We start from the raw sequence: 24,510 nt of genomic DNA, 5'->3' as shown, positions 1-24,510 counted from the left end.
CCCTTAGAGCTTATATGCGCTCGGGGGCTAGGGTGTTTTTTCGATAGTACCGGCTATTTGACATCCACGACAATGCTGTCCAGCATCCGGTCTCCGATGTAAGGCAGCAGCCGCCAGCGCCCTTGCTCCGGCAGCGTCACCATCGAAGGGGCGGTCCGGTCCGCTCCGTTAATGCTTCCTCCCAACGTAAGAGGAGAGAGCACATCAATGATGCGCTCCTCTCCCTGCTTGACCGCTTTTACAGAGAAAGAGCCCTTCAGCTCGTCATCGCGACCCCACACGTGCCACATCGCTTTTTGCGGAGCTCCGGCCCGGAATCCGGGATCAATGAAGCCGATATTCTGCGCGGTGCCTCTAAGCTCCACGCTTCCGGACTTGAACAGGGGGCTCAGCTCCCATGACGATTCCGGGACGAACAAGGTGACATCGCCGTACCGCTTGCCGTCCAGCTCGACGGTATACCTCCATAGTCCGCTGAGCGGAAGTCCCAGGTTGGCTACGCCAAACCGCTCCAGCCCTTGATAGCCGCTGCTCGGCTCTGTAATCGCTGCTGGAGCTGCTGCCGTAACCTTGTAGCCGGAATGCACATGCTCGGCATAGATGGCGAGCGATTTGCCGCGGAGCTCCTCGAACGGAGCCTGAAACGAGAAGAGATAGCCGTATGGCCGGCCGGCCTTCAGCTCAGGATCAGGGAATACGGAGAACAACAGCTTGCCGTTCTCGTAATATTGGGTCCGCTCCCCTAGCGGCTTGCTGGACGAGACGGCGTCCGGCGGCCATGACGGCAGCAGCGAGGTCCCGTCGCCCGATAGCCATAAGCCGGCGGCTCCCAACGCCGCGACAATCAAGACTGCCGCTGCCGTCTTAGGTGCGCGGGATCGGCGATGGCGGGCGGCCCCCGTCTTTTTCTCGACATTCGCTTTGCGAAGCACCTGCTGCTGCATTTCCTTCGTGAAGCGGCTTTTTATAAACGGAGAGCTCTCCATCTCCTTCGCCCAATGGGGTTTTTGCCGGTCCGTCATCTTCCTTCACCCTCCGTTTCGTGTTTCAGCAAAGCGGTAAGCTTGTGCCGGGCCCGGTGCAGCCTGGATTTTACCGTTCCTTCGGATACGTGCAGCAGCTCGGCAATCTCCTTCATCGGGAGTCCGTAATGATAGTCCAGAATAAGGACCTCGCGGAATTTGCGCGGCAGAGTCAAGACATGCTCCCACAGCTGCTTTGTCTCCAGACGCTCGAACATGATGTGTTCAGCCGACGGCGACGTTTCTTTGCGGTATAGCACGGTGTCCCAGAGCGTCACTTTGCGGATGAAGGCGCTTTGCAAATAATGCAGCGATTTGTTGCGGGCAATGGTCAACAGCCAGCTTTTTACACTGCACTCGCCTCGGAACGAATACAGCTTGCTATAGGCGATTAAAAACACTTCCTGCGATATATCGTCGGCGGCATCGGCCCTGCGCGTCAAAAAATAGGCGAAGTTCCATACGTCGTCCCCATAGGTCGTCATAAGATCGCGCAATACTTCATTCCGGTCGTAGCCGGGAGCCAGGTATTGCAAGTAGTGCCGTTCCAAATCGATCACCTCTACCTAATAAGACCGCCGACTTGCCAAAAAGTTCCCGCACGATTCGTGGAGAACGGTCCGAGCTGCCCTATGCCCTATGCATCGTCCATGCGCGTTTCAAGTGATGATTTTATTTTAAGGTTGTAGATGGTAGAATGAAGAAGATGAAGAGCAAACGGCGTTCTTGCGGGACGTCGTTTTTCGATATAGATAACCTGACACGGCTTAGGTATGGGGAAGTGGAGATGAGGCATCTATGGATTTGCGGAAGCTGCGGATCAATGATACGACACAATCGAAGTCCAGCGAGGAGCGGGACGAATACGAGAAGGATTATGCAAGACTGATCCAGTCCCCGGCGTTTCGCCGGTTGCAGGGTAAATCGCAAGTGTTTGGCGCCGGTTCGGGAGACTATTACCGCACCCGGCTGACCCATTCTCTTGAAGTGTCCCAAATTGCGAGAGAAGTGGCGCGCAGGATGGGGAAAACGTATTCTTTTCTAAGCAAGCGGGAGCATCCCGGCCTTATGATGGATCCGGCGGTAGTCGAATGCGCGTCATTGGCGCATGATTTGGGGCACCCTCCTTTCGGACACAAAGGCGAGGATGTGCTGAACCGTCTGCTCGCCGTAGTACACGGGATGAAATATGAAGGCAACGCGCAAAATTTTCGCATCTTGATGTTTTTGGAGAAGCGCGCGGGCAGCGGAAGCGGTCTTGACTTGACGGCGGCGGTGCTGCTTGGGATCAACAAGTACCCGTACAATTTGGACGAGCCGGGCCGGATTAAGGGCGTCTATGGCATGGAATGGCAGGAAATTGCGGCGATCCGCCACAAATGGGGGATGCCCGAGGGCTGTTCTACGCTGGAGGCGCAGCTGATGGATTTGTGCGACGATATCGCCTACTCGACCCATGATATCGAGGACGGCATCCGTGCAGGCAAAATCCAGATGAACCGGACGTTCTTCGAGGACGCAAGGCTTGTAGCCAACGTTATGCAGGAAATTATCGACGATAACGGCAATGAGAATATGGACTGGGATCAGGTCGATATGAAGGCGATGGTTACGCGAGTGCTGATCGATTTCCTAGCCCAATGGGAGAAAATCTACGAGGAGTGCGGCAAAGAGGCATCGCGTACCCGCAGAGAAATCAAGGCTCGCTGGGTCAGCCTTTTCGCTCATCAGGTAGGCATCATCGACGACGCGAAAAAAGGGTGGAAGCGCGTTACCTTCGTGCGCGACGGAAAGGAAGATATCGATCTGCTCCGGACGATGGAAATATTGAAGAAGCTTGCTTGGGTAACGCTCATCAAGGATTTTCGGGTGCAGCGGCTGCAAAAGCGCAGTGAAATCATGATACAGCGGCTGTGGACCAGCTTCATCGAATCCGAGACGGGCCGGCTCATTCTGCCCCCCGACTGGATGGAGAATTATGAGCTGCACAAAGGCAAATGGCCTTGGCCGCGGTTTGTCGCAGACTATATTTCCGGCATGACGGACGCCTACGCGGAGAAGGTGTATGCCGAAATGTTCGCGAGCAAATCCGGCTCGATCTACGAGATGGATTAGACAAGAAGAGAAGCGTTTCCTGTTATGGAACGCTTCTTTTTTTTGTTGGGGATGAGGAAGCTAAGGATTAATTATTGCAGCACTTGAACAATGGAATTTTTTGTATGATAATGAGTATGGAACGTGACACTTCTTATAAGGAGTGGTTAATATGCTGAATCCCAATATCTTCTTTCGTTAGTTGCGCAGGTGCCATGGCTTAGCCATAATCTAGCCCCACGCAGCGGGGAAGAAGATGTTCGATCAAGAAGAAATTCTGGCTTGGGAACAAGAAATTGTACGAAGAAAGACGTTCATCAAAACCAAACGTTATAAGGATCCTAGAGCCGACAAGCTGAAAGAAGTTCGAAAAGGCCTAAAAGCCGTACATTACGATAAAGAAACAGCGGATTGCCGCAGAGATCATTACAGACTGTACAGAAATAAAATGACCCATTTGATCCGCACGGAGAAGTTCGATCTCATTGTAAACTACAAACGAACCAGTGGTTGGATTTGCTGGTGATTCGTCTGGTCAGCCGGTGTTTACCGGCTGATCTTTTTTGCGCTAAGCTCCGGCTCACAGCGCCATGCAACCTCGGGAAAAAATCACTAGTACAAGAAAAGCACCCTGTTGCCTAAGAGGGTCTTACCTTACTATGGAATTATATCCGGTTAGCTCTCTATGTGTATCCAAACCATCTTGAAATCGCTTCCAAATAACTGGATCAAAGCGGTAGCGAACAAAGAGACAAGGAGGGAGTTTATAAGCATGACACTAAAAAGCAATGCTCCAATTCCATTGGAGTATATTCAAACGGTCATAAGCCATCATCTCGACGGCACTATCACAGCGCTGGAGCCTGTGGAAGGCGGCAACTTCAGCAGCGCGTTTTCTTTTCGCATCGGAGAGCGCGATTATATTATTCGCTTCAACTCTTCAGAGGAAGCTTACGAGCATGAGGTGTATTTGTCGAGCCTGCTGCATCCTCAAGGGGTCCCATACCTTCAAGTTTTCGGAAAAGGCCGCAAGGATGGCTTTACCTACTGTATTACGCAGCGGGCTGCAGGAAAGATTGTGGCCAACCTGAAGCCGGAGCAGAAATCCGCTCTGCTGCCGGACCTCATCCGCGTCATTGCCACGATGAATCAAGTCGATCTGAGAGGAGCGTCCGGCTACGGCTTTCTGGGAAAGGACAACAACGGGCAATTTGCTTCGTGGGAGGCGTTCGTCCGAAGCTTCTTCAGTGAAGAACAGACCGGCACGTTCTGGGAGGGGTGGTACCGTTATTTCCACACAACCTGCCTGGAAAAGGACGTATTCGACGAATGCTACGCCCGCTTGCTCGAGCACTGCCGGTATAACGCACCGCACCGCCATTTTGTCCATCACGACTGCCATGCATGGAACATTCTCTCGGACGGGCAATCGATTACCGGTATCATTGACGGCAACTGTATTTACGGGGATTTTCTCATTGATATTGCAACGATCGAATCGGCCTTTCCCGGCATCGACCTTGCGGAGCGGTTCCGGCTCCATTATGAACGAATCGGCTTTGAGGTACCGGACTTTCAGGAGCGATTGACCGGCGCGCGTTATTTTAAAGGAATCGATGGGATGCGGTTTTATGCCATGATGGGCTGGGAGGACGCATACAAGCAGTTGAGGGATCGATTGCTGGCACTATGACCTTGCAGCCAATTGCGTGTGACAAACCGTCAAAGTCGGAAGAAATTGCAAAGCTAAGGTTGAACTGTACTGTGATTCAATGATGTGGACCGGAGCGGAGACATCCGGTGAATAAGATGCTGCCCTGCCATCCATTCTAAGGAAAGAGGAAGGAGGCGGGCAATCATGGAAAAGGACCGAGAGTACGAAAGCAAGCACGAGAACCAGCGCGAAACCGGGCATGAGCCTACGATAGCGCCGGGAATGAACACCCATGACCCACTGGAGGAAAAAGCGACCGAGGACGAAGTGCACGAAGGCGATTCGACCCTAGTGACCCGGCTGTATTTGGATCGTACGCCGGAAGAGTAGCTCTAGAGAGACGTTCTGCGTTTAGGCGCGGAGCGTCTTTTTTTGTCTTATTGACGCTATGGTCTCAAGCTTATGGATGCTCCCCGATATGCTATACTGGAGGGAACGGACCGCGTGGCCGCGGGTTATGGAAGGAGTCGGACGACCAGGATGTATCTTCGAACAGTGACGCTTTTGCATGGGGAGATTCCCGAGACGGAGGAGTATCCGTTTGGCATACCGAGTATCCGAACGTTCAGGCAGCTTGAGCTCAAGGCGCCGGTAACGTTTTTCGTCGGCGAGAACGGATCGGGCAAATCGACCCTGCTAGAGGCAATCGCCTATCAGGCGGGCTTCAACACGGCAGGCGGCGGACGGAACAACCAGCACCATGTCGATGCTTCCGGGTCGGCGCTCGGGCCGCATCTTCGTTTATCCTGGATGCCCAAGGTGACGAACGGGTTCTTTTTGCGTGCGGAATCGTTTTACCATTTTGCCTCGCATCTCGACGAGCTGTCCAAGGACCCGCTGGAAGGCTATAAGGCTTATCAGGCATACGGCAACCGTTCGCTGCACGAGCAGTCCCACGGGGAGGCCTTCTTCGCATTGTTCGCCAACCGGTTCGGCAAAAAAGGCATTTATTTGCTGGACGAGCCGGAAGCGGCGTTATCTCCTGCGCGGCAGCTTGCCTTTTTAAGACGAATGCATGAGCTTTCGTCCCACTCACAGTTCATTATTGCAACGCATTCCCCGATTTTGCTCGGGTATCCCGATGCGCAAATATATACATTCGACAGCACGCCGATTCATCCCGTCAGTTATGAGGAAACGCCTCATTATGAGATTACCAGAGGCTTTTTGAACAACAGGGAGCTGTATTTGCGGCGATTGCTGGAGGATTAAGCCTTCATACAAAAATAACCTGCTCACCGCGAGGTGGCAGGCTGTTTTTTCGGAACCAGCAGTGTGCGAAGACGCTGCACCAACGGCTTTTCGACGATGATATAGAAAAGGCTGCATAGCGTAAGCGAAACGGCAAAGCAAACGATAGTGACGGCAAAAGGTCCGAGCCATTGGTCAGCGTGAGCCGCGGAGGCCAGCTTCAGCGTTATGGACAAGCAGGCCAAGCTTGTCAGCAGGATCGAATAGGAGGCGTCGCCGAGAAACTGCAGCGGCTTAATCCACGCGGGAGTCTCGGTACGCAGAGCGCCGATCCCTATCAGCACTAATGCCGAGCCGACGGTATACATCGTATTGATATAACCCACGTTCGGATTCATCCAACGCAATATCCATACGAGCGGGAACACCAGAATGCCTGCAGCCAGCCAATACCCGCTGTAGCGAATGGTAAAGCGCCGTACTAACCAGGCGATGGCGACCCCGAGAACAAACTCCAGATGCAGCGCGTCAAACAGGAAGTGTATCCAGACGTCTTCCTTCAAATGAATCCACCCGAGGTTAATCAAGCAGACGATGGCGAGCCAAAGCGTCCAAATGACGATAACCGTCCTGCGACTCAAAACAAACGACAAGGAAAACGCCAAGTAAAAGAAGACGATATAGGTTAGCGACCAGGCAACCGGCAATATCGGTGCATGAGACTGCGGGAGCAGCAGCAGCGACTGTAAGATGACCGAAGGCTTCGTCTCGAACCCCAGCCCGAAGGAGGGAACGAGGAAATAGACCGGCAAAACGGCTGCGGTAACAAGCCAATATAGCGGGAATATGCGCAAAAACCTTTTGACGATAAACGTCCTCCATACTTCGGCATGGCCGAATTGGTTGTGATAGATGGTGTACATGAGAAAACCGGTCAGCACGAAGAAATAAGCATAGCCGCCGGAGCGCCCCATGTCGCTGATTCCGAGAAAGTCGATATGAAAATATTTGTCGGCCATCTGCGCCGTATGGAACAGCATGACCAATACGACGGCAACGCCTCGGGCAGCCTGAATAAAAGGAATGGCAAGTCGTTTTTCCATGATTGTTCTCCGTATCCAATGTGTTTTTTATCTATAGTTTTAGGTTTCCGGAGACTATCATCTCATAAGTAAATGTCGCAAGTGTGACGCCAAACTGAAAATCGACTGAAAACGGGCAGGGAATTGGAGGGAAACTAGCTTAATTGCGGAGAGCTTAGCATAAGCTGGAAGTGGATCGGAAACCGAGAGCTTAGGCGGAGGCGATGGATGTTGACGAAGGAAGAAGTGCTGCTGCTGCTGCAGCAATTGCCGGAGCAGCTGAAGGAGGCTGAGACGGGGTACTATCAGGCGTTAAGCCGTCTCGAGGATACGAAGCTGGCTCTGCACGCCAAGGAATGCGAGCTGTTCAGCCATGGACTCATTACGGGGAAAAACGAACAGGCGAGAGACGCGGAAATATGGCAGCATACGCATGAATTGCGGAGAATGATGGCCAAGACGAAAATGACGGTGGATCAGTATCGAGTGGATTATGATTATGCCAAAAACAAGCTGGAAAATACGCAGCTTATCGCTCAGCTGCTTCTGCAGCTGGACTGAAGGCGGCGAATGAGAAAAAGCCCGTGCGAAGAAGAAATTTCTTCTCGCACGGGCTTTTTATTAAAAGCAGGTGAAGGAGCGGATCCGGTTCAAATCCAGGCCGAAATAGAGCCAGAAGCCTGTAGGGCCGAAGCCAAACCAGCGGAAGCCGGCTATCGAGCGGCGTCCTACATGGGTCAGAAACATCCAGTACTGGTCGCCGTTATTTTGCCAAATATAGACGTAACGGAACAAGCAGCCGCGGATGCTTCCCGGGTCTACGGCGAACATCGAGACGGAAGGCTCCGGAGGAACAAAGGATGGGGGTGGCGATTGCGGCGCTCCGAATTCACTTCCTGGAGCCCCTGGAGTTCCTCCGGGTCCGCCGGGAAAACCGCCTGGTATGCCGCCGGGGAAGCCTCCAGGTCCGCCCGGAAAACCGCCGGGTGTGCCCGGGAAGCCACCTGGAGTGCCTGGGAAGCCGCCTGGAGTGCCCGGAAATCCTCCGGGACCACCCGGAAAGCCCCCAGGTCCGCCTGGGAATCCTCCCGGACCGCCGGGACCAAAGCTTCTTTCGTCTACGTAATCAATAATAAACGGTTGTTGTTCAAACGGGTTCACTATGAACATCTCCTTTTTCTCGCTGCTGAGCAAATGCCTATCTGTGATTCAATATATGTAACAAATGCCCAGCAGGTTATGGGCTAATAGCCCGATAGGAGAATATATTTTGGTTATTTCTCAGCTTACTTGTGTCTTTCCGTGAAAAAAAGCATAGTGCTAAGGCGTCAGCTGCCTAATCTGGCTAGCGATACGCTCCACAGCTTCATCGGCGCTTAATTCCGCTTGACTGCCGCCATCCCGTTCCTTGTATTCCACCCGGCCGTCTGCGGCGCCTTTGCCGATAACAATGCGCAGCGGGATGCCGATCAGGTCGGCGTCCTTGAATTTGACGCCAGGTCTCTCCTCACGGTCGTCCATTAATACTTCGATGCCGAGCTCCTGAAGACGTGCATAGAGCTTATGGGTCAGCTCCATTTGCGTCCCGTCCTGAACGGAAACCGGGATCAAATGCACATGAAACGGCGCGATCGATAGCGGCCACACGATCCCGTGCTCATCGTGGCGCTGCTCGACGACAGCCGATAACAGCCGGGACACGCCGATGCCGTAGCAGCCCATGATGATTCTGGCTGCTTTGCCCGTGGCGTCCGTCAGCTCGGCGCCTAGGCTGTCGCTGTATTTGGTCCCGAGCTTGAACACGTGACCGATCTCGATGCCCCGCCGGGCGGTCAATGCGCCCGAGCAGCGCGGGCAGAGATCCCCTTCTCTCACATTGCGGAAGCTTCCGATGTGATCGAGCGGGAAATCTCTGCCGGGCACGACATGGCGAAGGTGCATGTCGGTTTTGTTCGCCCCCGCTATGCCGGAGGCGACCGATGCGGCTTCTCGGTCTGCGAGAAGCCGGATGGACAGGCCGACCGGGCCGATGAATCCGGCCGGACAGCCCGTTGCCTTCACGATCGCAGCTTCGTCGGCAAGCTCGATGTGCTCGGCGTGCAGGTAATGCTTGACCTTGATTTCGTTCACCTCATGGTCGCCGCGAACGACGACGGCTACTGGCTCGCCGTCCGCTAAATATATGAGCGTCTTGAGCAGCTGATCCGCTCCAATGTTCAGAGCCTGCACGAGCTGCTCGATCGTCTTGATGCCAGGCGTCGCAAAAGGCTCGCAGCCTGCGGCAGAAGGAGCAGCTGACCCGCCGGCTTCGTTCGCGCGGGCGGCGCTATGCTCCTCCGGAGCCGCCTCGGCCATCTCCAGATTGGCTGCGTAGTCGCATTCCGAGCAGCTGATGACGGTGTCCTCGCCGATATCGGCGAGAGCCATGAATTCATGCGTGCCGCCTTCGCCGCCGATCGAGCCCGCATCCGCTTCGACGGCGCGAAAGTGCAGGCCGCAGCGCGTGAAGATCCGCTGATAGGCGCCGAACATCGCCTGATACGACTGGTCGAGACTCTCCCAGTCCAAGCCGAAGGAATAGGCGTCCTTCATCAGAAATTCCCGCCCGCGAAGCAGCCCGAAGCGGAGACGGCGTTCATCGCGAAATTTCGTCTGGATTTGGTACAGCGTCATCGGCAGGCTGCGATACGAAGTCACATGGTCCCGGACTAACGTAGTGACCACTTCCTCGTGGGTCGGCCCCAGAGCGAATTCTCTGCCATTATGGTCATGAAGCCGCATCAGCTCGGGGCCGTACAGCGAATAGCGGCCCGATTCGTGCCACAGCTCGGCGGGCTGCATGGCGGGCATGAGGATTTCCTGGGCGCCGGTACGATCCATTTCGTCGCGGATAATCCCTTCCAGTTTGCGCAGCACTCTCCAGCCTAGCGGCAGGTAGCTGTAAATGCCGGCAGCGAGCTGCCGGATGTAGCCTGCCCGGATCAAAAGCTTGTGGCTCGCAGCTTCCGCTTCCGCAGGCACTTCCCGCATAGTAGGAATCAAAACATTCCGTTGTCTCATCGTAATAAATGCCTCCTTAGTTGAGGTATGGCGGCAAAATCGCGGAGCTCCCGCAGGGGGAATCCGGCTTGCCTGCGCAAATGCAAAAAAGACGCATCCGTCAGGGACGAATGCGTCGTGGTACCACCCTGTTTGCAGCCGCTCGGTCCAATCGAGTCCCAGTCAAAAGACATCGATCGAAGCAGGAGCGGTTTCTCCATGAAAAATAACGGCTTCCACCGGCAACGGATACTCGGATTTCCCCATTGCAGCTTCAAGGCGGGAAGGACGGGTCGATTGGGGAGACTCACAGCCTGGTTCTCCCTCTCTGCAGCAATCGGACGGATGCCCTTATGTCCTTGTCATAGCTTTTTGGCTTAAAACTTTTTTACTTTTTTTGATTAGTACTAATTTACATGATGCCGGAGGCCAGGTCAAGCGGGATGAGCGGAACTCCTGCTAAAGCCGGGTCTTTCGACATGTTTCGCTTCATTTTGTCGTAAAAGCAAGAAATGAGGCTGAATCTTCCTTATTGTGGTAAAATGGGGGAGGAACACAGCAGGGGAGGGGAAGAGATGATGAAACCATGGGGCGCCGTTGTGGCGGCTTGCGTGCTATGCGCCGCGCTGGTCTCGCCGGGACAGGCGGCCGCAGCGGAGCGGCCTGTACGCGTATACCTCGATAACAAGCTGATCAAATTCGAGGTGGATCCGATACTGGACAATGGAACGACGCTTGTTCCGTTCCGCGCTATTTTTGAAAAGCTGGGGCTTGAGGTAGGCTGGGAAGGCGAGACGCAAACCGTGACGGGAACGAAGGAAGGGCTCGCAATCCGGCTGGCGATTGATGATACGGAGGCACTTGTCAACGATCAGCAGAGTGTTCTGGAGCTCGCTCCGCGTCTGGTCGAAGGCAATACGCTCGTACCTTTGCGATTCGTGAGCGAAGCGTCAGGGAAAGAAGTGACCTGGAATCAGAGCAATCGAACCATTCATTTGAAAAGTCCTAAAGGAAGCTCGAACACCGGAGGCGGTACGAAGGAGCCGGCTAAGCCGGACGATGAGACCGACCCGGCCAAGCCGGTCCGGGGCGAATATGTCTACCCCGACGGCAGCAAATATACGGGACTGCTTGTCGGCGGCTCTCCTGAAGGAAAGGGAAAGCTGACGGATGCCGGGGGAAGGCTGCTGTTCGACGGAACGATGAAAGACGGGCTTCCGTCCGACGGGCGATCCAAAACGTATCACGGAACCGGCCGGGTAGATTTTGACGGTCTCATTAAAGAGGGGGTTGCCAGCGGTGCCGGCAAGCAATATGCCGCCGACGGCGACCTGCTCTTCGACGGAACCTTTGCGAACGGCGATCGCGAGAAAGGGACCTTGTACTACGACAACGGTGACAAATATACGGGACCGTTCGACAACAACGTGCCTAGCGGTACCGGCAAGCTGCAGTACAGCAACGGGGACGTCTACGAAGGGGATTTCGTGAACGGCCAGCGCGAGGGAACGGGGACCTTTAAGACGGTAAGCGGTGAAAAAGTAGCCGGCGATTTCAAGAACAACATGATGAACGGCATCATATCGCATTATGACAAGAAAGGCACGCTGCTCTCGGTAAGCGAATATGCTAACGGCGTTCTCATCCGCAAGGTGGATATGGGGGATGGATCCAGCACGCTGCCGAGCACGAATCCATCCAACCAGACGGATCCGATTCGGAAGGAGAACGACCGCCATCAGAAGGCTTTGAGCGAGATAAGAGAGCGGTTCAATCAGGATAAAAAGCTGCTGGAGGACCAAATCAGCCAAATCCGCAAGGAGCAGCCGGGTACTTACAGCAGCCTCACCGATTATGAGAAGGCGATCGAGAAAGCGGAAGTCAAGGAAAAGGAAATTAGAGACAAGCTGAAGCAGCTGTCGGGCGACAGTTCGAATGCGGCGGAGGCGGCGAGAGCGGAGCTGGACAAGCAGTGGCAGGACGCTCAGGCGGCGTTGGAGAAGCTGTATGCCAAAGGGACCGCACAGCAGCGTATCGATTCCTTGAAGGAAGATATAAGCGAGCTTCGCGACAGGTTTAATGAAGATATTAAAGAGGAGAATGACCGGCATACTCATACGATTCAACAGTTAAAATAGAGCTTGTCCGTACAAAAAAGTCCGGCTGTCTGGTGACAGCCGGACTTTTTGCGTTTCGCCATAGCGGGCAGCTGTGGATTAAATGAGGAAGATGGCGACGACAGTCGTTACGGCCAAGCCTATGAGCACCGGCTTCAAATTGCGGCGCGCCACCTCGAACGGATCGACGCCGCATATGGCTGCCGCAGGAATGAGCGCCCAAGGAATAAGCGTCCCTCCGCCGACCCAGATGGCGGCAATTTGCCCGAGTGCGGTTAGCGTGGCGACCCCCGAGCCGATAGCCGCGGAGAACAGATTGGCGATGGAGCCTGCCAAGGAAATGCCGGAGAAGCCGGATCCGTCCAATCCCGTGATAGCTCCGACGGTCGTTAACGTGACGGCTCCTACCGTTTGATTAATCGGCACCGTATGAGCGAGCGCAAGCCCGAGGTCGTTGACCAGACCGTGCGATCCCGCCGGAAGCACCTTGCCGAAAATGTCCACGAAAGCCGAGTCGCCCAGATAAAAGAATGCGGCGATCGGGATAACGGGTCCGAATATTTTGAAGCCGAACTGCAAGCCTTCGATTAAATATTCGGACGCTTTTTCAAGCCCCTTCTGCTTATGGGCCGTCAGCGTAATGAGGAGCATAATGAGCAGCGCCGTGCCTCCGACCAAGGCGGTGGCATCTCCGCCCTGCAGCTTCAAGGTGAACATGGCGACGACATCGGCCACGAACAGCACAGGAATCAGCACGGCGAACAAGACCCGGTTGCCGGAGGACAGAAAGTCTGCGCGGGAGCCTGCTGCAAGCGGGCTAGCCGTTACCGCGGCGCTCCTTGCTTGAAGCTTGCCGCTCTTCATATCGCGCCGCAGCAGCAAGAAACTGGTGACGGTGGTCACGACCCCCATCACGATGACGAGCGGCACGCTGGCCTGAATGACATCGCCTACCGGGATGCCGGCCGCATCGGCGGTCAGCTTAGGCGCGCCTTGGATGACAAAGTCACCGGACAGCGCAATCCCGTGTCCGAACAAGTTCATCGCGATGGCGACGCCTATCGCCGGCAAGCCGACGCGCAGCGCTACCGGCAGCAGCACCGCGCCCATCAATGCAACGGCGGGGGAGGGCCAGAAAAACCACGAGATGACCATCATCAAGCCGCCGATAATCCAGAAGGCGAGCGCCGGTGTACGGATGAACCGGGCGAAGGGCGAGATCATCGATTCGTTGATTCCGGTCTGAGTGAGCACCTTGCTCATGGATACGATGATCGAGATGATCAGGATCGTTCCCATGAGCTCCTTGATTGCAAAGATGAAGCTGTTGAACACGCCGCTGATCGACTGGCTCAGCGATCCCGTTGAAATCAACCCCAGCACGAGAATGCCGGCAATACATAAAATCGACGTATCGCGGCGAAATACCATGAATCCGATGATCAGAACAATAAAAAGCAGATAAACCCAATGCAACGACACAATAGCAACGTCCAAACCTATCGCCTCCCAGGGCATAAGCCCAAGCTTCCGGATACTACACGATATGCATAGGCGGAGCGTTGGTGACGGAAGAGAAAGCCGGCGGAACGAATTATTTCAAGCGCATAACGATTGATAAGTCCCTGAAAAAAAATGGATGGAAATCTATCTTGGGCTGGAATCGAACATGCATCGAAAATAATGAGCGTTAAAAAATAAAAATAGGCTTGCAATAAACATAACCATTGGTTATATTATAACCATAGGTTAGTAACCGTTGGTTATAATTGAGCGCGGGAGGATATCATAGATGGACACAAAGACCGGGAAGTCACGTCAGGAGCTTCGTTCCGAGGAGACGAGGAATCGTATCCGGGAGGCTGCAGGCAACCTGTTCACGTCGAAGGGATACGATTCGGTAACGATGAGAGAGATCGCCAAGGAGGCGGGCTGCTCGCATACGACCATTTATTTGTACTACAAGGATAAGGAAGCCATGCTTGAGCAGCTGGCGCTGCCGCCGCTGCTAAGCTTGGAAGAGGCGATGCGGGCCGTTACGGAACGGACGGAGCTGCCGCCAATGGAGGCGCTGAAGGAGATCAGCCGGCAGTTTCTTCTGTTCTGCCTATCCCACAAGAGTATGGTAACCGTCATAATTAGCGTGAAATCCGTTCGTGTGGACGAGGCGGACCCTGAGAGCGAAGTGAACAAACATCGCAATCAAGTGTTCCGGTATTTGGCGGACGCGTTGAATCGGGTCATCGAAGCGGATGCGGAGGAAGAGAAGACGAATTATACGCGGATTTTCTTTTATATGCTGCATGGCATGGTTACGACCTACATCGGGAACGAAGAGGAAATCGAGCCGCTGTATGCAAGACTCGTTCCGATACTGGATCAAGGGATAGAGATCGTGGTATTCGGTATCGAGAAGAAGCGAAAGCAGGATGCAAAGCAGGGCAAGAAGCCGAAAGACAAAACGGGGAGGAAATAACGATGAAAATCGAACAAATATCTGAGCATGTGTGGAGATGCAGCATTTGGATGATCATTCCTGTAAACGTATGGGTTGTCAAATCCGATGAAGGGCTGACACTGGTCGATACCGGCATTTCGATGATGGCGGGAGGCTTGCAAAGATGCTTCCGTGAACTGAACGCTCCTCTTAAGCGCATCCTGCTGACCCACGGCCATTCGGATCATACCGGAGGCATCCGCAAAATCCGCGAAGCTCTCCCCGTTCCCGTCTATGCTCACGAGACGGAGATTCCGTATATGGAGGGGCGGCTTCCCTACCCTGGCAGGAAAAAAGCAGAGCACCTTACGGAGCCGGGGCTCGTTCAAAGCATCGATAGTCAAATCGCTGCAACAGCCGGGCTGACGGTTCTCCATACGCCGGGACATTCCCCGGGGCATGTCGCTTATTTCCACGAACAAGATCGCGTGCTGCTGGCGGGCGACCTGTTCACCTCCAAGAAAGGCAGGCTGAACCGGCCGATGCCGATGTTTACGGCCGATATGGCGCAGGCGGTTGAGAGCGGCTCCGTCATAACCGAGGTCAATCCGCGATTGGTCAGCGTATGCCACGGAGGCGATGTCGTCATTACGGATGCAAAGCAGCAATACGAAGCCTATGCGCGCTCGGCGGCGGGCAACAGCAAGCCATAATAGCTATTATACATTTACAAAAAATAAGCAGCCGCGGAGATCGAATCCCGCGAGCTGCTTATTTTTTTGTCTATTTATGAGCGATGCGCCTTTTATGAAACGGTTTGCAGGACGAACTTATCCACTACGTGCTTGACTCCGTCTTCGTTATTGCTCAGCGTAACGTAGTTGGCTATTTGCTTCAGCGCTGCCGAAGCATTGCCCATCGCTACGCCAAGTCCGGCGGCCTCCAGCATTTCGCGGTCGTTCGAGCCGTCGCCGACGGCAATGACCTGGGACATGTCGTAGCCGAATTGTCCGGCCAGGTAACGGAGCGCATCGCCTTTCGTACCTTGATGGTGGATGATCTCCAGGAAGTTCGGCTTCGATTTCGTAATATGCACTTGTCCTACGATCAGGCTGCGCAGCTCGACAGCCACTTCATCCAGCTTGGCTGGATCGTCGATGATCAACAGCTTGCTGGAAGGCCTGTTGACCAACTCGGAAAATGATGGATATACGGTATAAGGAATTTTGGATAATTCCGAATAAGCTTTAATCTTGTCGTTGTCTTCTTTTACATACAGCACGTCATCGTTGTAAGTTTGCAGGTGCAGTCCGTTGCGTTCGCAATAATCGAAAATCGTCCGCGCCGCCTCCATCGGAACCGATTGCTCATATAGGACGCGCCCGTCCACGGAATTTTTGACAAGCGAGCCGTTATAAGTAATGAGCGGCACATTCAGCTCCAGCTGGGCGGCCAGCTGCTTGGCCGAAGCGTACATGCGCCCGGTCGCGAGCGTTACCGTAACCCCGTGCGCGATGGCGTCCGCCAAAGCCTGCTTCGTTCCTTCGGTTACTTCTTTGGCATCATTGATGAGCGTATCGTCGATATCGATCGCCAGCATTTTATACATGGTTATCCACTCCCGTTATCTGTCTATGGCTATCATTATACCTCAGAACTGAGAGGAGGAGGTATAGAAGGAATTGACGTCTGCCATATAAGAGAGTAATTTAATATTAAGTATTAGTAGTTGGTACTAAAAAATGCATGAGCCATGGGAGGAACGGCAATGAAAGTGTTCATCATAACAGGCGCATCGCGCGGAATAGGACAAGCCATGGCGGAACGTCTTGCCTCTGCCGGCCATACCCTATTTTGCATATCGAGAACCGTCAATGAAGCGTTGGTGCGAAAGTACGGCAACGTTCACTATGTGCCATTCGATCTAAGCTGCAGCAACGGGCTGGACGGGCTGATGAAGGGCATTGCGGCAGCAGTGGATCCGCAGCAAACGGAGACCGTGCACTTAATTAACAATGCGGCCGTGGTCGAGCCGCTAGCTGCCATCGGTCATTGTGAGCCGGATGTCATTGCTGCGAATGTGCATGTGAATTTGCTGGCTCCGATGCTGCTGACCGCCAGCTTGATGAACCATATGGGCCGCTACCCTGCGGAAAAGCGTATTCTTAACATATCGTCGGCTTCCGTCAAATATTTGTGCCTGGGGATGAGCTGTTATTCGGCGGCGAAGGCTGGGCTGGACACGTTTACCCGCACCGTCGCTCTGGAGAATGTTCGAATCGTCTCGGCATGGCCCGGACTGATCGATACGGCGCTGCAGGAGGAGGCGAGGACGCAGGATGTAAGCCGGTTTGCGGCGGCGGACACGTTCGCCATGTATAAAACCAAAGGATGGCTCAAAACTCCCGAAGAAGCTGCAGAGCGCCTGATCCGGCTGCTGCTGAGCGATGCGTTCGGAGACGATCCGGTAGTGGAAGACCTATACGGCACATAACGAGCGGTACCTTAGTCGGAATAAGGACTGCTATTTTGGCCCGTCCTTTGCTATAATGGATAGATGATTCCGTAAATTGAGGTGGCAAATGAAATCTTATCTAACTTTACTTCAAGATATATTGGACAACGGCGTGCAAAAGGGGGATCGTACCGGAACCGGAACGATTTCCGTATTCGGGAGGCAGATGAGATTCGATCTGCAGCAGGGCTTCCCGCTGTTAACGACCAAAAAACTCCATATGAGATCCATCGTTCATGAACTGCTGTGGTTTTTGAGCGGGAACACGAACATTCAATATTTGCGTGACAACGGGGTTACCATCTGGGATGAATGGGCGGATGCGGAAGGGAATTTGGGCCGCGTATACGGAGCCCAGTGGCGTACATGGCAGGGGCCGAACGGACAGGTCGTCGATCAGATTACGAATCTGATTGCCCAGATCCGCTCCAATCCGGACTCGCGGCGCCATCTGGTCAGCGCATGGAATCCTGCGGAGGTAGACGGCATGGCTTTGCCTCCATGTCACTATGCGTTTCAGTTCTATGTAGCGAACGGCCGGTTGTCGTGCATGTTTCAAATGCGATCGGTGGATACGTTCCTCGGTCTGCCGTTTAATTTGGCGTCCTATGCCTTGTTGACCCATATGGTGGCGCAGCAATGCGACCTGGAGGTCGGAGAGCTGGTATGGACCGGCGGCGACGTCCACATTTATTTGAATCATCTGGAGCAGGTGAAGCTGCAGTTGACCAGGGAGCCGTTCCCGCAGCCGAAGCTCGTCATCCACCGGAAGCCGGAATCGATTTTCGACTACCGGTTCGAAGATTTCGAGTTCACAGGCTACCAGGCTCATCCTGGTATTAAGGCGCCAATAGCGATTTAAGCTCGGGCTGCAGCATAGCAGCAAAAAAATCGGTCTCTCCTGGGGGAGGACCGATTTTTTATTTTGTCTATAAAGCAAGCCCGGAAGTTATCCCCGCCTAGTTTCCGACCAAATATCGGATACGGAGACGCCCAGCTCCGAAGCGATCAGCTTGGCGGTCAGCTGCTGCGGCTTTTTGATTTTGCCGTTGCGCAGTTTGGAGATCGTCTGAATCGTAATGCCGGTAGCCTCGGACAGCCATTGGGCGGTAATGTTGCGCTGAGCCATAATAATTTTCAACCGGACGGAAGGATCCTCGGTTTCGTCGAATGGCTTCAAGTGGCTGATGACAAACGCAATCTCCTGCAAATTGCCGAAGCCGTCAAAGAGAGGATGGATGGTAATTTTCATCTCCAGCTCGATTTGATCGTCCAGCTTCGTCGTACGCAGAATCAATTGTTTCGTGTGCCTCGTATCCGAGATTTCCTTTAACGCTTGCCGTACCAGCTCATGCTGCTCCGCGGCGATTGTTTCGAAGATAGAGATGTTCATGTACTTGCTCTGATGCCGGACGATCGGATCGAAATAAATATCGTAATGCTGAATGATATAGTTATGGTTAATAATTCCGGAACAGAGGATCGGCTGAGCGGCGATTTGCTTTTCGATCCATTTTTTTGCGCTGATATTATTTATGAACACGACCAGCAGCTTATCATTGCCGTCATCGACGCGATATGCCTCGGTTTCGAAAAACACCTCGATATTGCATTTGGACAGCACGGACGTCTCCGATTTGACGAAAAAGCCGTGCGGAAGCCGGTATAATTGAACCGCGGGCGGTGTATCGTATTTTTTAATGAGCAGACGGCTCGGGTCCATCTGCATTAATTCCTCTTTGGAATAGCCCGAAATATTGCATAAAGGTTCGTTTATTTCCACGAAAGAGAGCTTGTTGGCCTCTATCCGAATGATTCCCATAGGCTTCTTGATTATACGGACCAAAGCTTCAACGGTTAGCAAAATAACCCTCTCCTGCTGTGTAAGTTAAGAGACGTGTACCAGTATACAAATGATATCGTGCAACAAACAAGAGCCTATAGTTACCATTTTATAATGATCCTTGGCCCAAAGGGACTTTTCGCATAATAAGTTAATAATTTAACCTCGATTAACAGATTCGCCATGAATAGAATCAATTGGACAATAACGGGCTGCTGTTACCGATTCTTAACCAACTAAACGATTTTTATGATAAAAGATTTATTCGTATAATAAAATATGAATCATTTCCGCTCCATTCCAAAGAGCTTCGAAACTAACAATGACAAAGGAGTGGAATCTACCGTGAAACGATGTATGATCGAAGGATGCGACCGGGCGTTAAAAGCAAAAGGCTTGTGCTCGACGCATCATCAACGGCTTCTGCGCAACGGAAATCCTAACATAATCCGTAAAAAAACAAAAAAAGAGCCTAAGCAGTGCCAATGGATCAATTGTAAGGGACACGCCGTATCCAAGGGATACTGTTCAAGACACTATTACATTTATAAAAAGCTGAAGCTTTATGAAAACGCCAACAAAACCGAGATGTATGAAGCGGGCGCAACGGCGTCTTTATAGTGCAGGGGAGTAGAGTATGGTATGATACAGGAAGTTTAGACCATACAAGTACTTTCCAAGGAATAGAGGCTGACGATGATTATTTCTTTTATAGTTGCCATGGACGAGCGCCGCGGCATTGGCGTCAACAACAAACTGCCTTGGCATTTGCCTGCGGACCTGGCATTTTTCAAAAGAGTTACGACCGGACATACGATCCTTATGGGGCGCAAAACCTATGAATCCATCGGAAGACCTCTTCCCAAGCGGCGCAATGTCGTCATGACGAGGGACCGTGGATTTGCGGCGGAAGGCTGCGAAATGGTACATTCCGTGGAGGAAGCGCTTGAACGGTACGGCTCAGAGGCGGAAAGCGGAGAACTGTTCGTTATCGGAGGCGCTGAAGTGTTCCGGATGTTTATGCCGCATGCCGACAAACTGTACATAACGGAAATCGCACATACGTTTGAGGCCGATACGTTTTTGGATCCGGTCGATGCTTCTGAATGGCGCGTGCTCTCACGGGAAAAAGGGCCGCGCGATGAGAAAAATCCTTACGATTACGAATTTGTGATTTACGAGCGGCAGCGGTCCGTATAGACCGGCTCACAGGAATGAAGTCCGGCGTTTCGGAGCATCTTAAGGTTGAGACTTCAAAGACTTCAACCGAGAGGAAGTGCGTCCTGTGACAGAGGTAAACCAGCATCAAATGCCGCTTCGTCATGTCGTCGATAATGCCGAGAAAGCCATTCAGGTTGCGAAGGATGCCGAGATGGCGGTCCGCCACGCCCAGCAGGAATCGAACCCGCGAAAGCTCGCCACCGCCATTCAGCAGCTGGAGACGGCGCAGCGAGCCGTAGAGCAGGCTCAAAGCCAGCTCGACGCACAGATCAGCGAGCATCATCATCAGCATGAGCAGGAGCTCAAGCAGGTGCAGGAGCAGCTGACGCAAGCCATGCAAACCGTTGAGATTACCAATGCCAATACGCTGCAGCCGCGGCAGATGCGATAAAAGCAGCGAGCCTAAGCTGCTGGAAGACCAATAGAATGAAATAACAGTCCGAAGCCCGGTTGCGACCGGTATTCGGGCTGTTTTTTCTTTGAATAGAAGCGGCGAATTTCGTTGCTAGCCAAATAAGCTCTTTTACGGAGAAGCAGTTCTCTTTCATAATGAAAGAAACCTTATGTTAACTGGAAAGGATGAGAGCTATGACTTCAAAGGCTGAAAGATTGAAAGGGCATGTGGCGATCGTTACGGGAGTGAGCCGGCCGCTCGGCATCGGTACAGCAATATGCCGCGCTCTGGCGCAGGATGGAGCCGATGTGCTGTTCACCCATTGGCGTGCCTATGATAGGACGATGGAGTGGGGAGCGGCAGAGCATTGGCCGGAGAAGCTGTGCGAGGAACTCCGAGCGTCCGGTGTGAAGGCGGAGCATTTGGAGATCGACATGTCGTCGCCGGATTCGCCGTACCGGATCTTGGATACAGCCGCCGGGAAGCTCGGGAATCCGACCGTCCTTGTCAATAACGCGGCGCATTCCACGAGAGACGGATATCAGCAACTAAGCGCCGACATTCTGGATGCGCATTACGCCGTCAATGTGCGGGCCGCCTGCCTTCTGAGCGCGGTATTCGCACAGCGTTTCGACCCGTCTTCCGGCGGCGGGGGACGGATCATCAATATGATCTCGGGTCAGGATAAAGGCCCGATGACTGGAGAGCTGGCTTATGTCGCGTCCAAGGGAGCGATCTCGGCCTTCACCGTATCGCTGGCAGCGGAGGTGGCACCATTGAACATTACAGTCAATGCGGTGGATCCGGGGCCAACCGACTCCGGCTGGATGACGGATGAGTTGAAAACGCTGCTGCGTCCCAAATTTCCGATGGGCCGTCTCGGCAGACCGGAGGATGCGGCGCGACTGGTCGCTTTTCTTGCCAGCAGCGAGGCGGAATGGATCACGGGACAAATCATTCATTCCGACGGGGGCTTTCGCGATTAATTGTCGATTTCTCTGTTTACCTCGTGTCGATTGAATGGTAATCTGAATAGGAGAATATACCCAATCGGAACCTACGGGAAAAGGCGGGAGCTTGCGGTGAATCGTTGGAGGGCTTGGCTTGAAATAGGAAAGGTATCTTTGCGGCTCGGGCTTACGTCCTTCGGTGGCCCTGTCGCTCATTTGGGCTATTTCCGCGACGAGTACGTGCAGAGAAAGCGATGGATGGATGAGCAAAGCTACGCCGATCTGGTAGCATTATGCCAGTTTCTTCCCGGGCCTGCCAGCAGCCAGGTTGGCATCGGAATCGGCTACTACCGCGGCGGAATGCTGGGCGGTCTCATAGCATGGCTTGGCTTCACGCTTCCGTCGGCGCTTGCGTTAGCGCTGTTCGCTGCATTGTACCAGGCCGTCGATCCCGGTGCTTCCGGGTGGATTCACGGACTGAAGCTGGCAGCGGTTGCGATAGTTGCGCAAGCGGTATGGGGGATGGGCAAATCGTTCGTAACGGACAGATGGAAAGCGGCTGTTGCCGTCCTATCTGCCGTCATTTTGCTGATGTGGTCTTCCGCCGCCGCGCAATTGAGCGTCATCGTCGCGTCGGCTATAGCAGGATGGCTGTTGTATCGGCATACCGGCGGACAGGAGTCCGGTCCGAAGCAGACTATCCAGGGGGAAGGCCGTGTTCCCGGCATGAAATTGGCGGTAAGCGCATTATTGGCGTTTGCGCTTCTGCTTATCGGGCTTCCGCTTCTGAACGCCGGCACCGGCTCCCAGCTTATTGCTATAGCGGACAGCTTCTACCGGTCCGGCTCGCTGGTATTCGGCGGCGGGCACGTCGTGCTGCCGCTGCTGGAGAAGGAAGTGGTCCCGTCCGGCTGGATGAGCCGGGAGCAGTTTCTTGCGGGATATGGAGCAACTCAGGCTGTTCCGGGACCATTGTTCACGTTCGCCGCCTATTTGGGCATGGTCATCGGCGGATGGCCGGGTGCGGTTATGGCGACGCTCGCGATCTTCTTGCCCGCCTTCCTATTGGTCATCGGCGTGCTTCCGTTCTGGGAACGGCTGCGGTCGCAGCCGGCGGTAAGGGCGGCGTTAACCGGCGTTCATGCGGCTGTCGTCGGCATATTGCTCGCAGCGCTGTACGACCCGGTATGGACGAGCGCCGTGGAATCGCCGGCCGATTTCGGCCTAGCGCTTGTCCTGTTCGGCGGCTTGGTTTTTTGGAAGCTGCCGCCTTGGCTTGTTGTCGCTGCTGCGGCGCTGGGAGGCCTGTTTCTTCCGCTGCTGTAGCGGCGGGGAAGCAGCGCAATACGACACGATTTGGACAACGATAGACAAACTCGCGAAATTTTAATGTTTTTGTCATGTTATTTTAATGTTTAACGTTTATAATCGTAACCATGTTTTTTTGTGAAATGAGGGATACGATACGAATGGTTAAAAGAATTGTCAAGATCGCACTGTCTTGTCTCCTCGTCGGTGCCGCTACAGTCGGCGTCTACGCCTACAGCTTAGTTCAGGATACGAATGAAGTCATAGAAAAAATTGGCACGCCGGAGCAGGTCGCGGTAGCCGAATCCGCTAAAGTAAAACCGCTTACATTTCTTCTTATGGGAATCGATCATCGTGTAGAGTCGGGCAGCTTGAATTCCGATGTCATGATGGTCGTTACAGTCAATCCGAACGATCAGTCCGCCACACTTGTCTCCATTCCGCGGGATATGCAGCTTGATCCGAAAGGGTTGCCTGAACGCAAAGCGAACTACTATTATCCATACTTCTACAATTCAGACAAAGATACGGCTTTTGCCAATACGAAAAAGGTGTTCCAGGAGCTGCTGGGCATCCCGATCGATTATGCCATGACGATAGATTTCGACGGCTTCCGTCAAACCGTAGACATTCTCGGAGGCTTGACGATCGATGTCGATATGGATATGCGCTATGTCGACGACGAAGACGGCACGAATATCAATTTGAAGAAAGGCGTATCCAAGCTGAACGGCAAGCAGGTGCTTGATTTTGTCAGGTACCGCAAGTCGAACCGCGATACGCAGGATTCCAGCGATTTGGAACGCAACCAGAGGCAGCAGCAGGTACTCGGAGTCATGCTCGACTCGTTGAAGAGCGCCGGAGGGATCACGAAGCTGTCGCAAATCATTGGGACGGTAGGCAATCATATGCGCACGGATGTGCCGGCCTCGCAAATTCGCGATTTGATCAGCACCTACTTCAACATGAATCCGTCGAACGTCGATTACATCCATCTTGAGGGTGTGTGGGAAAGCCCGTATGTCATCGTCAAAAAAGAAGACATAGAGCAGGCAAGCAACGCCTTGAAGCTGGAGCTGGGGGAAACCGTTTCGCCGCCAACGAAGGAAGATTCGTTTGAAGAGAAAGAGGATACGACAAACACCAGTACATACGGCACCGTCAAACCGGCACCAGGGAGCTCGAAATCGAGCGGTGTTACGACTCCTCCCAAATCAACGACGACAGGCAAATCCAGCGTAAGCCAGTCCACTTACGGTTCCTCTGCGACCAAAAGCTCGACCGGCAGCAAGACTTCCTCCGGGACGGCCGGAAAGCCGCAGACGGATAGCGGCAAAAAGCCGTCTTCCGTCAATGGCACGCAGCAAAAGGAAACAGCTGACCGCGATCAGGAGCCGGGTATGACGACCGGCAATCGAACCTCGTCGGATAAAAATCAGCAGCCGGGTTCATCAGGCGTGAACCGCAATCCGGCATCACAAGATTCATCGCAGGATCAGAAGGAGGGGCGCAAGCCAGCATCCGATTCCACGGACTCTAAACAGGCACCGGCATCATCGGATTCGAACCGATAGTCTAGATTC

Annotated in this window: 24 protein-coding genes; 16 read left to right on the top strand and 8 right to left on the bottom strand. The window is 53.6% G+C overall.

Annotation, left to right across the window (positions count from 1 at the left end; genetic code table 11):
• Positions 1 to 53 precede the first annotated feature (53 nt).
• On the bottom strand, positions 54 to 1,022 hold the full coding sequence (locus DVH26_RS32835) for a DUF4871 domain-containing protein (protein ID WP_239629798.1): 969 nt from the start codon (positions 1,020 to 1,022) through the stop codon (positions 54 to 56).
• Complete coding sequence (locus DVH26_RS32830) at positions 1,019 to 1,582, bottom strand: RNA polymerase sigma factor (RefSeq protein ID WP_345774021.1); 564 nt, start codon at positions 1,580 to 1,582, stop codon at positions 1,019 to 1,021. Before DVH26_RS32830 ends, DVH26_RS32835 begins: the two co-directional genes overlap by 4 nt.
• 238 nt (positions 1,583 to 1,820) lie before the next feature.
• On the opposite strand from DVH26_RS32830, the gene DVH26_RS32825 reads away from it, so the two are divergent.
• The 5 genes from DVH26_RS32825 (at position 1,821) to DVH26_RS32805 (ending at position 6,042) form a co-directional block, all read left to right on the top strand.
• Positions 1,821 to 3,137 (top strand): deoxyguanosinetriphosphate triphosphohydrolase family protein, encoded by a 1,317-nt coding sequence (locus DVH26_RS32825; protein ID WP_239629793.1) that lies wholly within the window; start codon positions 1,821 to 1,823, stop codon positions 3,135 to 3,137.
• A 235-nt stretch (positions 3,138 to 3,372) separates the two neighbouring features.
• A complete protein-coding gene (locus DVH26_RS32820) occupies positions 3,373 to 3,642 on the top strand; it encodes a hypothetical protein (protein ID WP_239629790.1) in 270 nt (89 codons plus the stop codon).
• 246 nt (positions 3,643 to 3,888) lie between these two features.
• The gene (locus DVH26_RS32815; RefSeq protein ID WP_239629788.1) at positions 3,889 to 4,809 is read left to right on the top strand and encodes a phosphotransferase family protein; all 921 of its coding nucleotides are present in this window, start codon (positions 3,889 to 3,891) and stop codon (positions 4,807 to 4,809) included.
• 165 nt (positions 4,810 to 4,974) lie between these two features.
• Positions 4,975 to 5,160, top strand: a complete 186-nt coding sequence (locus DVH26_RS32810) for a hypothetical protein (RefSeq protein WP_239629785.1) — start codon at positions 4,975 to 4,977, stop codon at positions 5,158 to 5,160.
• 150 nt (positions 5,161 to 5,310) lie between these two features.
• Positions 5,311 to 6,042 carry an AAA family ATPase gene (locus DVH26_RS32805; RefSeq protein ID WP_239629783.1) on the top strand — a complete coding sequence of 244 codons (732 nt, stop codon included), beginning with the start codon at positions 5,311 to 5,313 and terminating at the stop codon, positions 6,040 to 6,042.
• Between the two features lie 23 nt (positions 6,043 to 6,065).
• On the opposite strand, the gene DVH26_RS32800 is transcribed toward DVH26_RS32805, so the two are convergent.
• Complete coding sequence (locus tag DVH26_RS32800; RefSeq protein ID WP_239629781.1) at positions 6,066 to 7,124, bottom strand: acyltransferase family protein; 1,059 nt, start codon at positions 7,122 to 7,124, stop codon at positions 6,066 to 6,068.
• 207 nt (positions 7,125 to 7,331) lie between these two features.
• Between DVH26_RS32800 and DVH26_RS32795 the strand changes: the two genes are divergently transcribed.
• A complete protein-coding gene (locus DVH26_RS32795; protein WP_239629779.1) occupies positions 7,332 to 7,664 on the top strand; it encodes a hypothetical protein in 333 nt (110 codons plus the stop codon).
• 60 nt (positions 7,665 to 7,724) lie between these two features.
• Here the strand turns inward: DVH26_RS32795 and DVH26_RS32790 are convergent, their stop codons facing one another.
• Both DVH26_RS32790 and DVH26_RS32785 read right to left on the bottom strand, forming a co-directional pair.
• On the bottom strand, positions 7,725 to 8,273 hold the full coding sequence (locus DVH26_RS32790; RefSeq protein ID WP_379461177.1) for a hypothetical protein: 549 nt from the start codon (positions 8,271 to 8,273) through the stop codon (positions 7,725 to 7,727).
• A gap of 150 nt (positions 8,274 to 8,423) precedes the next feature.
• Positions 8,424 to 10,163 carry a proline--tRNA ligase gene (locus tag DVH26_RS32785; RefSeq protein ID WP_239629776.1) on the bottom strand — a complete coding sequence of 580 codons (1,740 nt, stop codon included), beginning with the start codon at positions 10,161 to 10,163 and terminating at the stop codon, positions 8,424 to 8,426.
• A gap of 554 nt (positions 10,164 to 10,717) precedes the next feature.
• Between DVH26_RS32785 and DVH26_RS32780 the strand changes: the two genes are divergently transcribed.
• Positions 10,718 to 12,280 (top strand): copper amine oxidase N-terminal domain-containing protein, encoded by a 1,563-nt coding sequence (locus tag DVH26_RS32780; protein ID WP_239629774.1) that lies wholly within the window; start codon positions 10,718 to 10,720, stop codon positions 12,278 to 12,280.
• Between the two features lie 78 nt (positions 12,281 to 12,358).
• Here the strand turns inward: DVH26_RS32780 and DVH26_RS32775 are convergent, their stop codons facing one another.
• Entirely contained in the window at positions 12,359 to 13,777 is a 1,419-nt protein-coding gene (locus DVH26_RS32775; protein WP_481857565.1) for a hypothetical protein, read from the bottom strand.
• Between the two features lie 274 nt (positions 13,778 to 14,051).
• Here DVH26_RS32775 and DVH26_RS32770 point away from each other — a divergent pair, with 274 nt between their 5' ends.
• Complete coding sequence (locus DVH26_RS32770; RefSeq protein ID WP_239629770.1) at positions 14,052 to 14,735, top strand: TetR/AcrR family transcriptional regulator; 684 nt, start codon at positions 14,052 to 14,054, stop codon at positions 14,733 to 14,735.
• A 2-nt stretch (positions 14,736 to 14,737) separates the two neighbouring features.
• Positions 14,738 to 15,409, top strand: coding sequence for an MBL fold metallo-hydrolase (locus DVH26_RS32765; protein WP_239629768.1), 672 nt, complete (start codon positions 14,738 to 14,740; stop codon positions 15,407 to 15,409).
• A 92-nt stretch (positions 15,410 to 15,501) separates the two neighbouring features.
• Here the strand turns inward: DVH26_RS32765 and DVH26_RS32760 are convergent, their stop codons facing one another.
• A complete protein-coding gene (locus DVH26_RS32760; protein WP_239629765.1) occupies positions 15,502 to 16,305 on the bottom strand; it encodes a Cof-type HAD-IIB family hydrolase in 804 nt (267 codons plus the stop codon).
• Between the two features lie 159 nt (positions 16,306 to 16,464).
• On the opposite strand from DVH26_RS32760, the gene DVH26_RS32755 reads away from it, so the two are divergent.
• The gene (locus tag DVH26_RS32755; RefSeq protein ID WP_239629763.1) at positions 16,465 to 17,190 is read left to right on the top strand and encodes an SDR family NAD(P)-dependent oxidoreductase; all 726 of its coding nucleotides are present in this window, start codon (positions 16,465 to 16,467) and stop codon (positions 17,188 to 17,190) included.
• An 88-nt stretch (positions 17,191 to 17,278) separates the two neighbouring features.
• Positions 17,279 to 18,073: a thymidylate synthase gene (thyA, locus tag DVH26_RS32750; RefSeq protein ID WP_239629761.1), complete on the top strand. Its 795-nt coding sequence runs from the start codon at positions 17,279 to 17,281 to the stop codon at positions 18,071 to 18,073.
• A gap of 87 nt (positions 18,074 to 18,160) precedes the next feature.
• Here the strand turns inward: thyA and DVH26_RS32745 are convergent, their stop codons facing one another.
• Positions 18,161 to 19,075 (bottom strand): helix-turn-helix domain-containing protein, encoded by a 915-nt coding sequence (locus DVH26_RS32745; RefSeq protein ID WP_239629759.1) that lies wholly within the window; start codon positions 19,073 to 19,075, stop codon positions 18,161 to 18,163.
• 675 nt (positions 19,076 to 19,750) lie between these two features.
• Between DVH26_RS32745 and DVH26_RS32740 the strand changes: the two genes are divergently transcribed.
• The 5 genes from DVH26_RS32740 (at position 19,751) to DVH26_RS32720 (ending at position 24,501) form a co-directional block, all read left to right on the top strand.
• Positions 19,751 to 20,254, top strand: coding sequence for a dihydrofolate reductase (locus DVH26_RS32740; RefSeq protein WP_239629756.1), 504 nt, complete (start codon positions 19,751 to 19,753; stop codon positions 20,252 to 20,254).
• Between the two features lie 85 nt (positions 20,255 to 20,339).
• Positions 20,340 to 20,666, top strand: a complete 327-nt coding sequence (locus tag DVH26_RS32735; RefSeq protein ID WP_239629754.1) for a hypothetical protein — start codon at positions 20,340 to 20,342, stop codon at positions 20,664 to 20,666.
• 197 nt (positions 20,667 to 20,863) lie between these two features.
• Positions 20,864 to 21,655, top strand: a complete 792-nt coding sequence (locus tag DVH26_RS32730; RefSeq protein ID WP_239629751.1) for an SDR family oxidoreductase — start codon at positions 20,864 to 20,866, stop codon at positions 21,653 to 21,655.
• A gap of 96 nt (positions 21,656 to 21,751) precedes the next feature.
• Positions 21,752 to 22,945, top strand: coding sequence for a chromate efflux transporter (gene chrA / locus DVH26_RS32725; RefSeq protein ID WP_239629748.1), 1,194 nt, complete (start codon positions 21,752 to 21,754; stop codon positions 22,943 to 22,945).
• 143 nt (positions 22,946 to 23,088) lie between these two features.
• Positions 23,089 to 24,501: an LCP family glycopolymer transferase gene (locus DVH26_RS32720; RefSeq protein ID WP_239629746.1), complete on the top strand. Its 1,413-nt coding sequence runs from the start codon at positions 23,089 to 23,091 to the stop codon at positions 24,499 to 24,501.
• The last annotated feature ends 9 nt before the right edge of the window (positions 24,502 to 24,510 follow it).

This window comes from Paenibacillus sp. H1-7 (genome assembly GCF_022354825.1).
Lineage (GTDB): Bacteria > Bacillota > Bacilli > Paenibacillales > NBRC-103111 > Paenibacillus_S.
This window is presented reverse-complemented; position numbering and strand designations above follow the sequence as displayed.

What these genes read in the sequence shown, in the direction of transcription:
- DVH26_RS32835 (WP_239629798.1), bottom strand. Translation starts at nt 1,022, where the DNA reads ATGACGGACCGGCAAAAACCCCATTGGGCGAAGGAGATGGAGAGCTCT.
- DVH26_RS32825 (WP_239629793.1), top strand. Translation starts at nt 1,821, where the DNA reads ATGGATTTGCGGAAGCTGCGGATCAATGATACGACACAATCGAAGTCC.
- DVH26_RS32820 (WP_239629790.1), top strand. Translation starts at nt 3,373, where the DNA reads ATGTTCGATCAAGAAGAAATTCTGGCTTGGGAACAAGAAATTGTACGA.
- DVH26_RS32815 (WP_239629788.1), top strand. Translation starts at nt 3,889, where the DNA reads ATGACACTAAAAAGCAATGCTCCAATTCCATTGGAGTATATTCAAACG.
- DVH26_RS32810 (WP_239629785.1), top strand. Translation starts at nt 4,975, where the DNA reads ATGGAAAAGGACCGAGAGTACGAAAGCAAGCACGAGAACCAGCGCGAA.
- DVH26_RS32805 (WP_239629783.1), top strand. Translation starts at nt 5,311, where the DNA reads ATGTATCTTCGAACAGTGACGCTTTTGCATGGGGAGATTCCCGAGACG.
- DVH26_RS32800 (WP_239629781.1), bottom strand. Translation starts at nt 7,124, where the DNA reads ATGGAAAAACGACTTGCCATTCCTTTTATTCAGGCTGCCCGAGGCGTT.
- DVH26_RS32795 (WP_239629779.1), top strand. Translation starts at nt 7,332, where the DNA reads ATGTTGACGAAGGAAGAAGTGCTGCTGCTGCTGCAGCAATTGCCGGAG.
- DVH26_RS32790 (WP_379461177.1), bottom strand. Translation starts at nt 8,273, where the DNA reads ATGTTCATAGTGAACCCGTTTGAACAACAACCGTTTATTATTGATTAC.
- DVH26_RS32785 (WP_239629776.1), bottom strand. Translation starts at nt 10,163, where the DNA reads ATGAGACAACGGAATGTTTTGATTCCTACTATGCGGGAAGTGCCTGCG.
- DVH26_RS32780 (WP_239629774.1), top strand. Translation starts at nt 10,718, where the DNA reads ATGATGAAACCATGGGGCGCCGTTGTGGCGGCTTGCGTGCTATGCGCC.
- DVH26_RS32775 (WP_481857565.1), bottom strand. Translation starts at nt 13,777, where the DNA reads ATGCCCTGGGAGGCGATAGGTTTGGACGTTGCTATTGTGTCGTTGCAT.
- DVH26_RS32770 (WP_239629770.1), top strand. Translation starts at nt 14,052, where the DNA reads ATGGACACAAAGACCGGGAAGTCACGTCAGGAGCTTCGTTCCGAGGAG.
- DVH26_RS32765 (WP_239629768.1), top strand. Translation starts at nt 14,738, where the DNA reads ATGAAAATCGAACAAATATCTGAGCATGTGTGGAGATGCAGCATTTGG.
- DVH26_RS32760 (WP_239629765.1), bottom strand. Translation starts at nt 16,305, where the DNA reads ATGTATAAAATGCTGGCGATCGATATCGACGATACGCTCATCAATGAT.
- DVH26_RS32755 (WP_239629763.1), top strand. Translation starts at nt 16,465, where the DNA reads ATGAAAGTGTTCATCATAACAGGCGCATCGCGCGGAATAGGACAAGCC.
- thyA (WP_239629761.1), top strand. Translation starts at nt 17,279, where the DNA reads ATGAAATCTTATCTAACTTTACTTCAAGATATATTGGACAACGGCGTG.
- DVH26_RS32740 (WP_239629756.1), top strand. Translation starts at nt 19,751, where the DNA reads ATGATTATTTCTTTTATAGTTGCCATGGACGAGCGCCGCGGCATTGGC.
- DVH26_RS32730 (WP_239629751.1), top strand. Translation starts at nt 20,864, where the DNA reads ATGACTTCAAAGGCTGAAAGATTGAAAGGGCATGTGGCGATCGTTACG.
- DVH26_RS32720 (WP_239629746.1), top strand. Translation starts at nt 23,089, where the DNA reads ATGGTTAAAAGAATTGTCAAGATCGCACTGTCTTGTCTCCTCGTCGGT.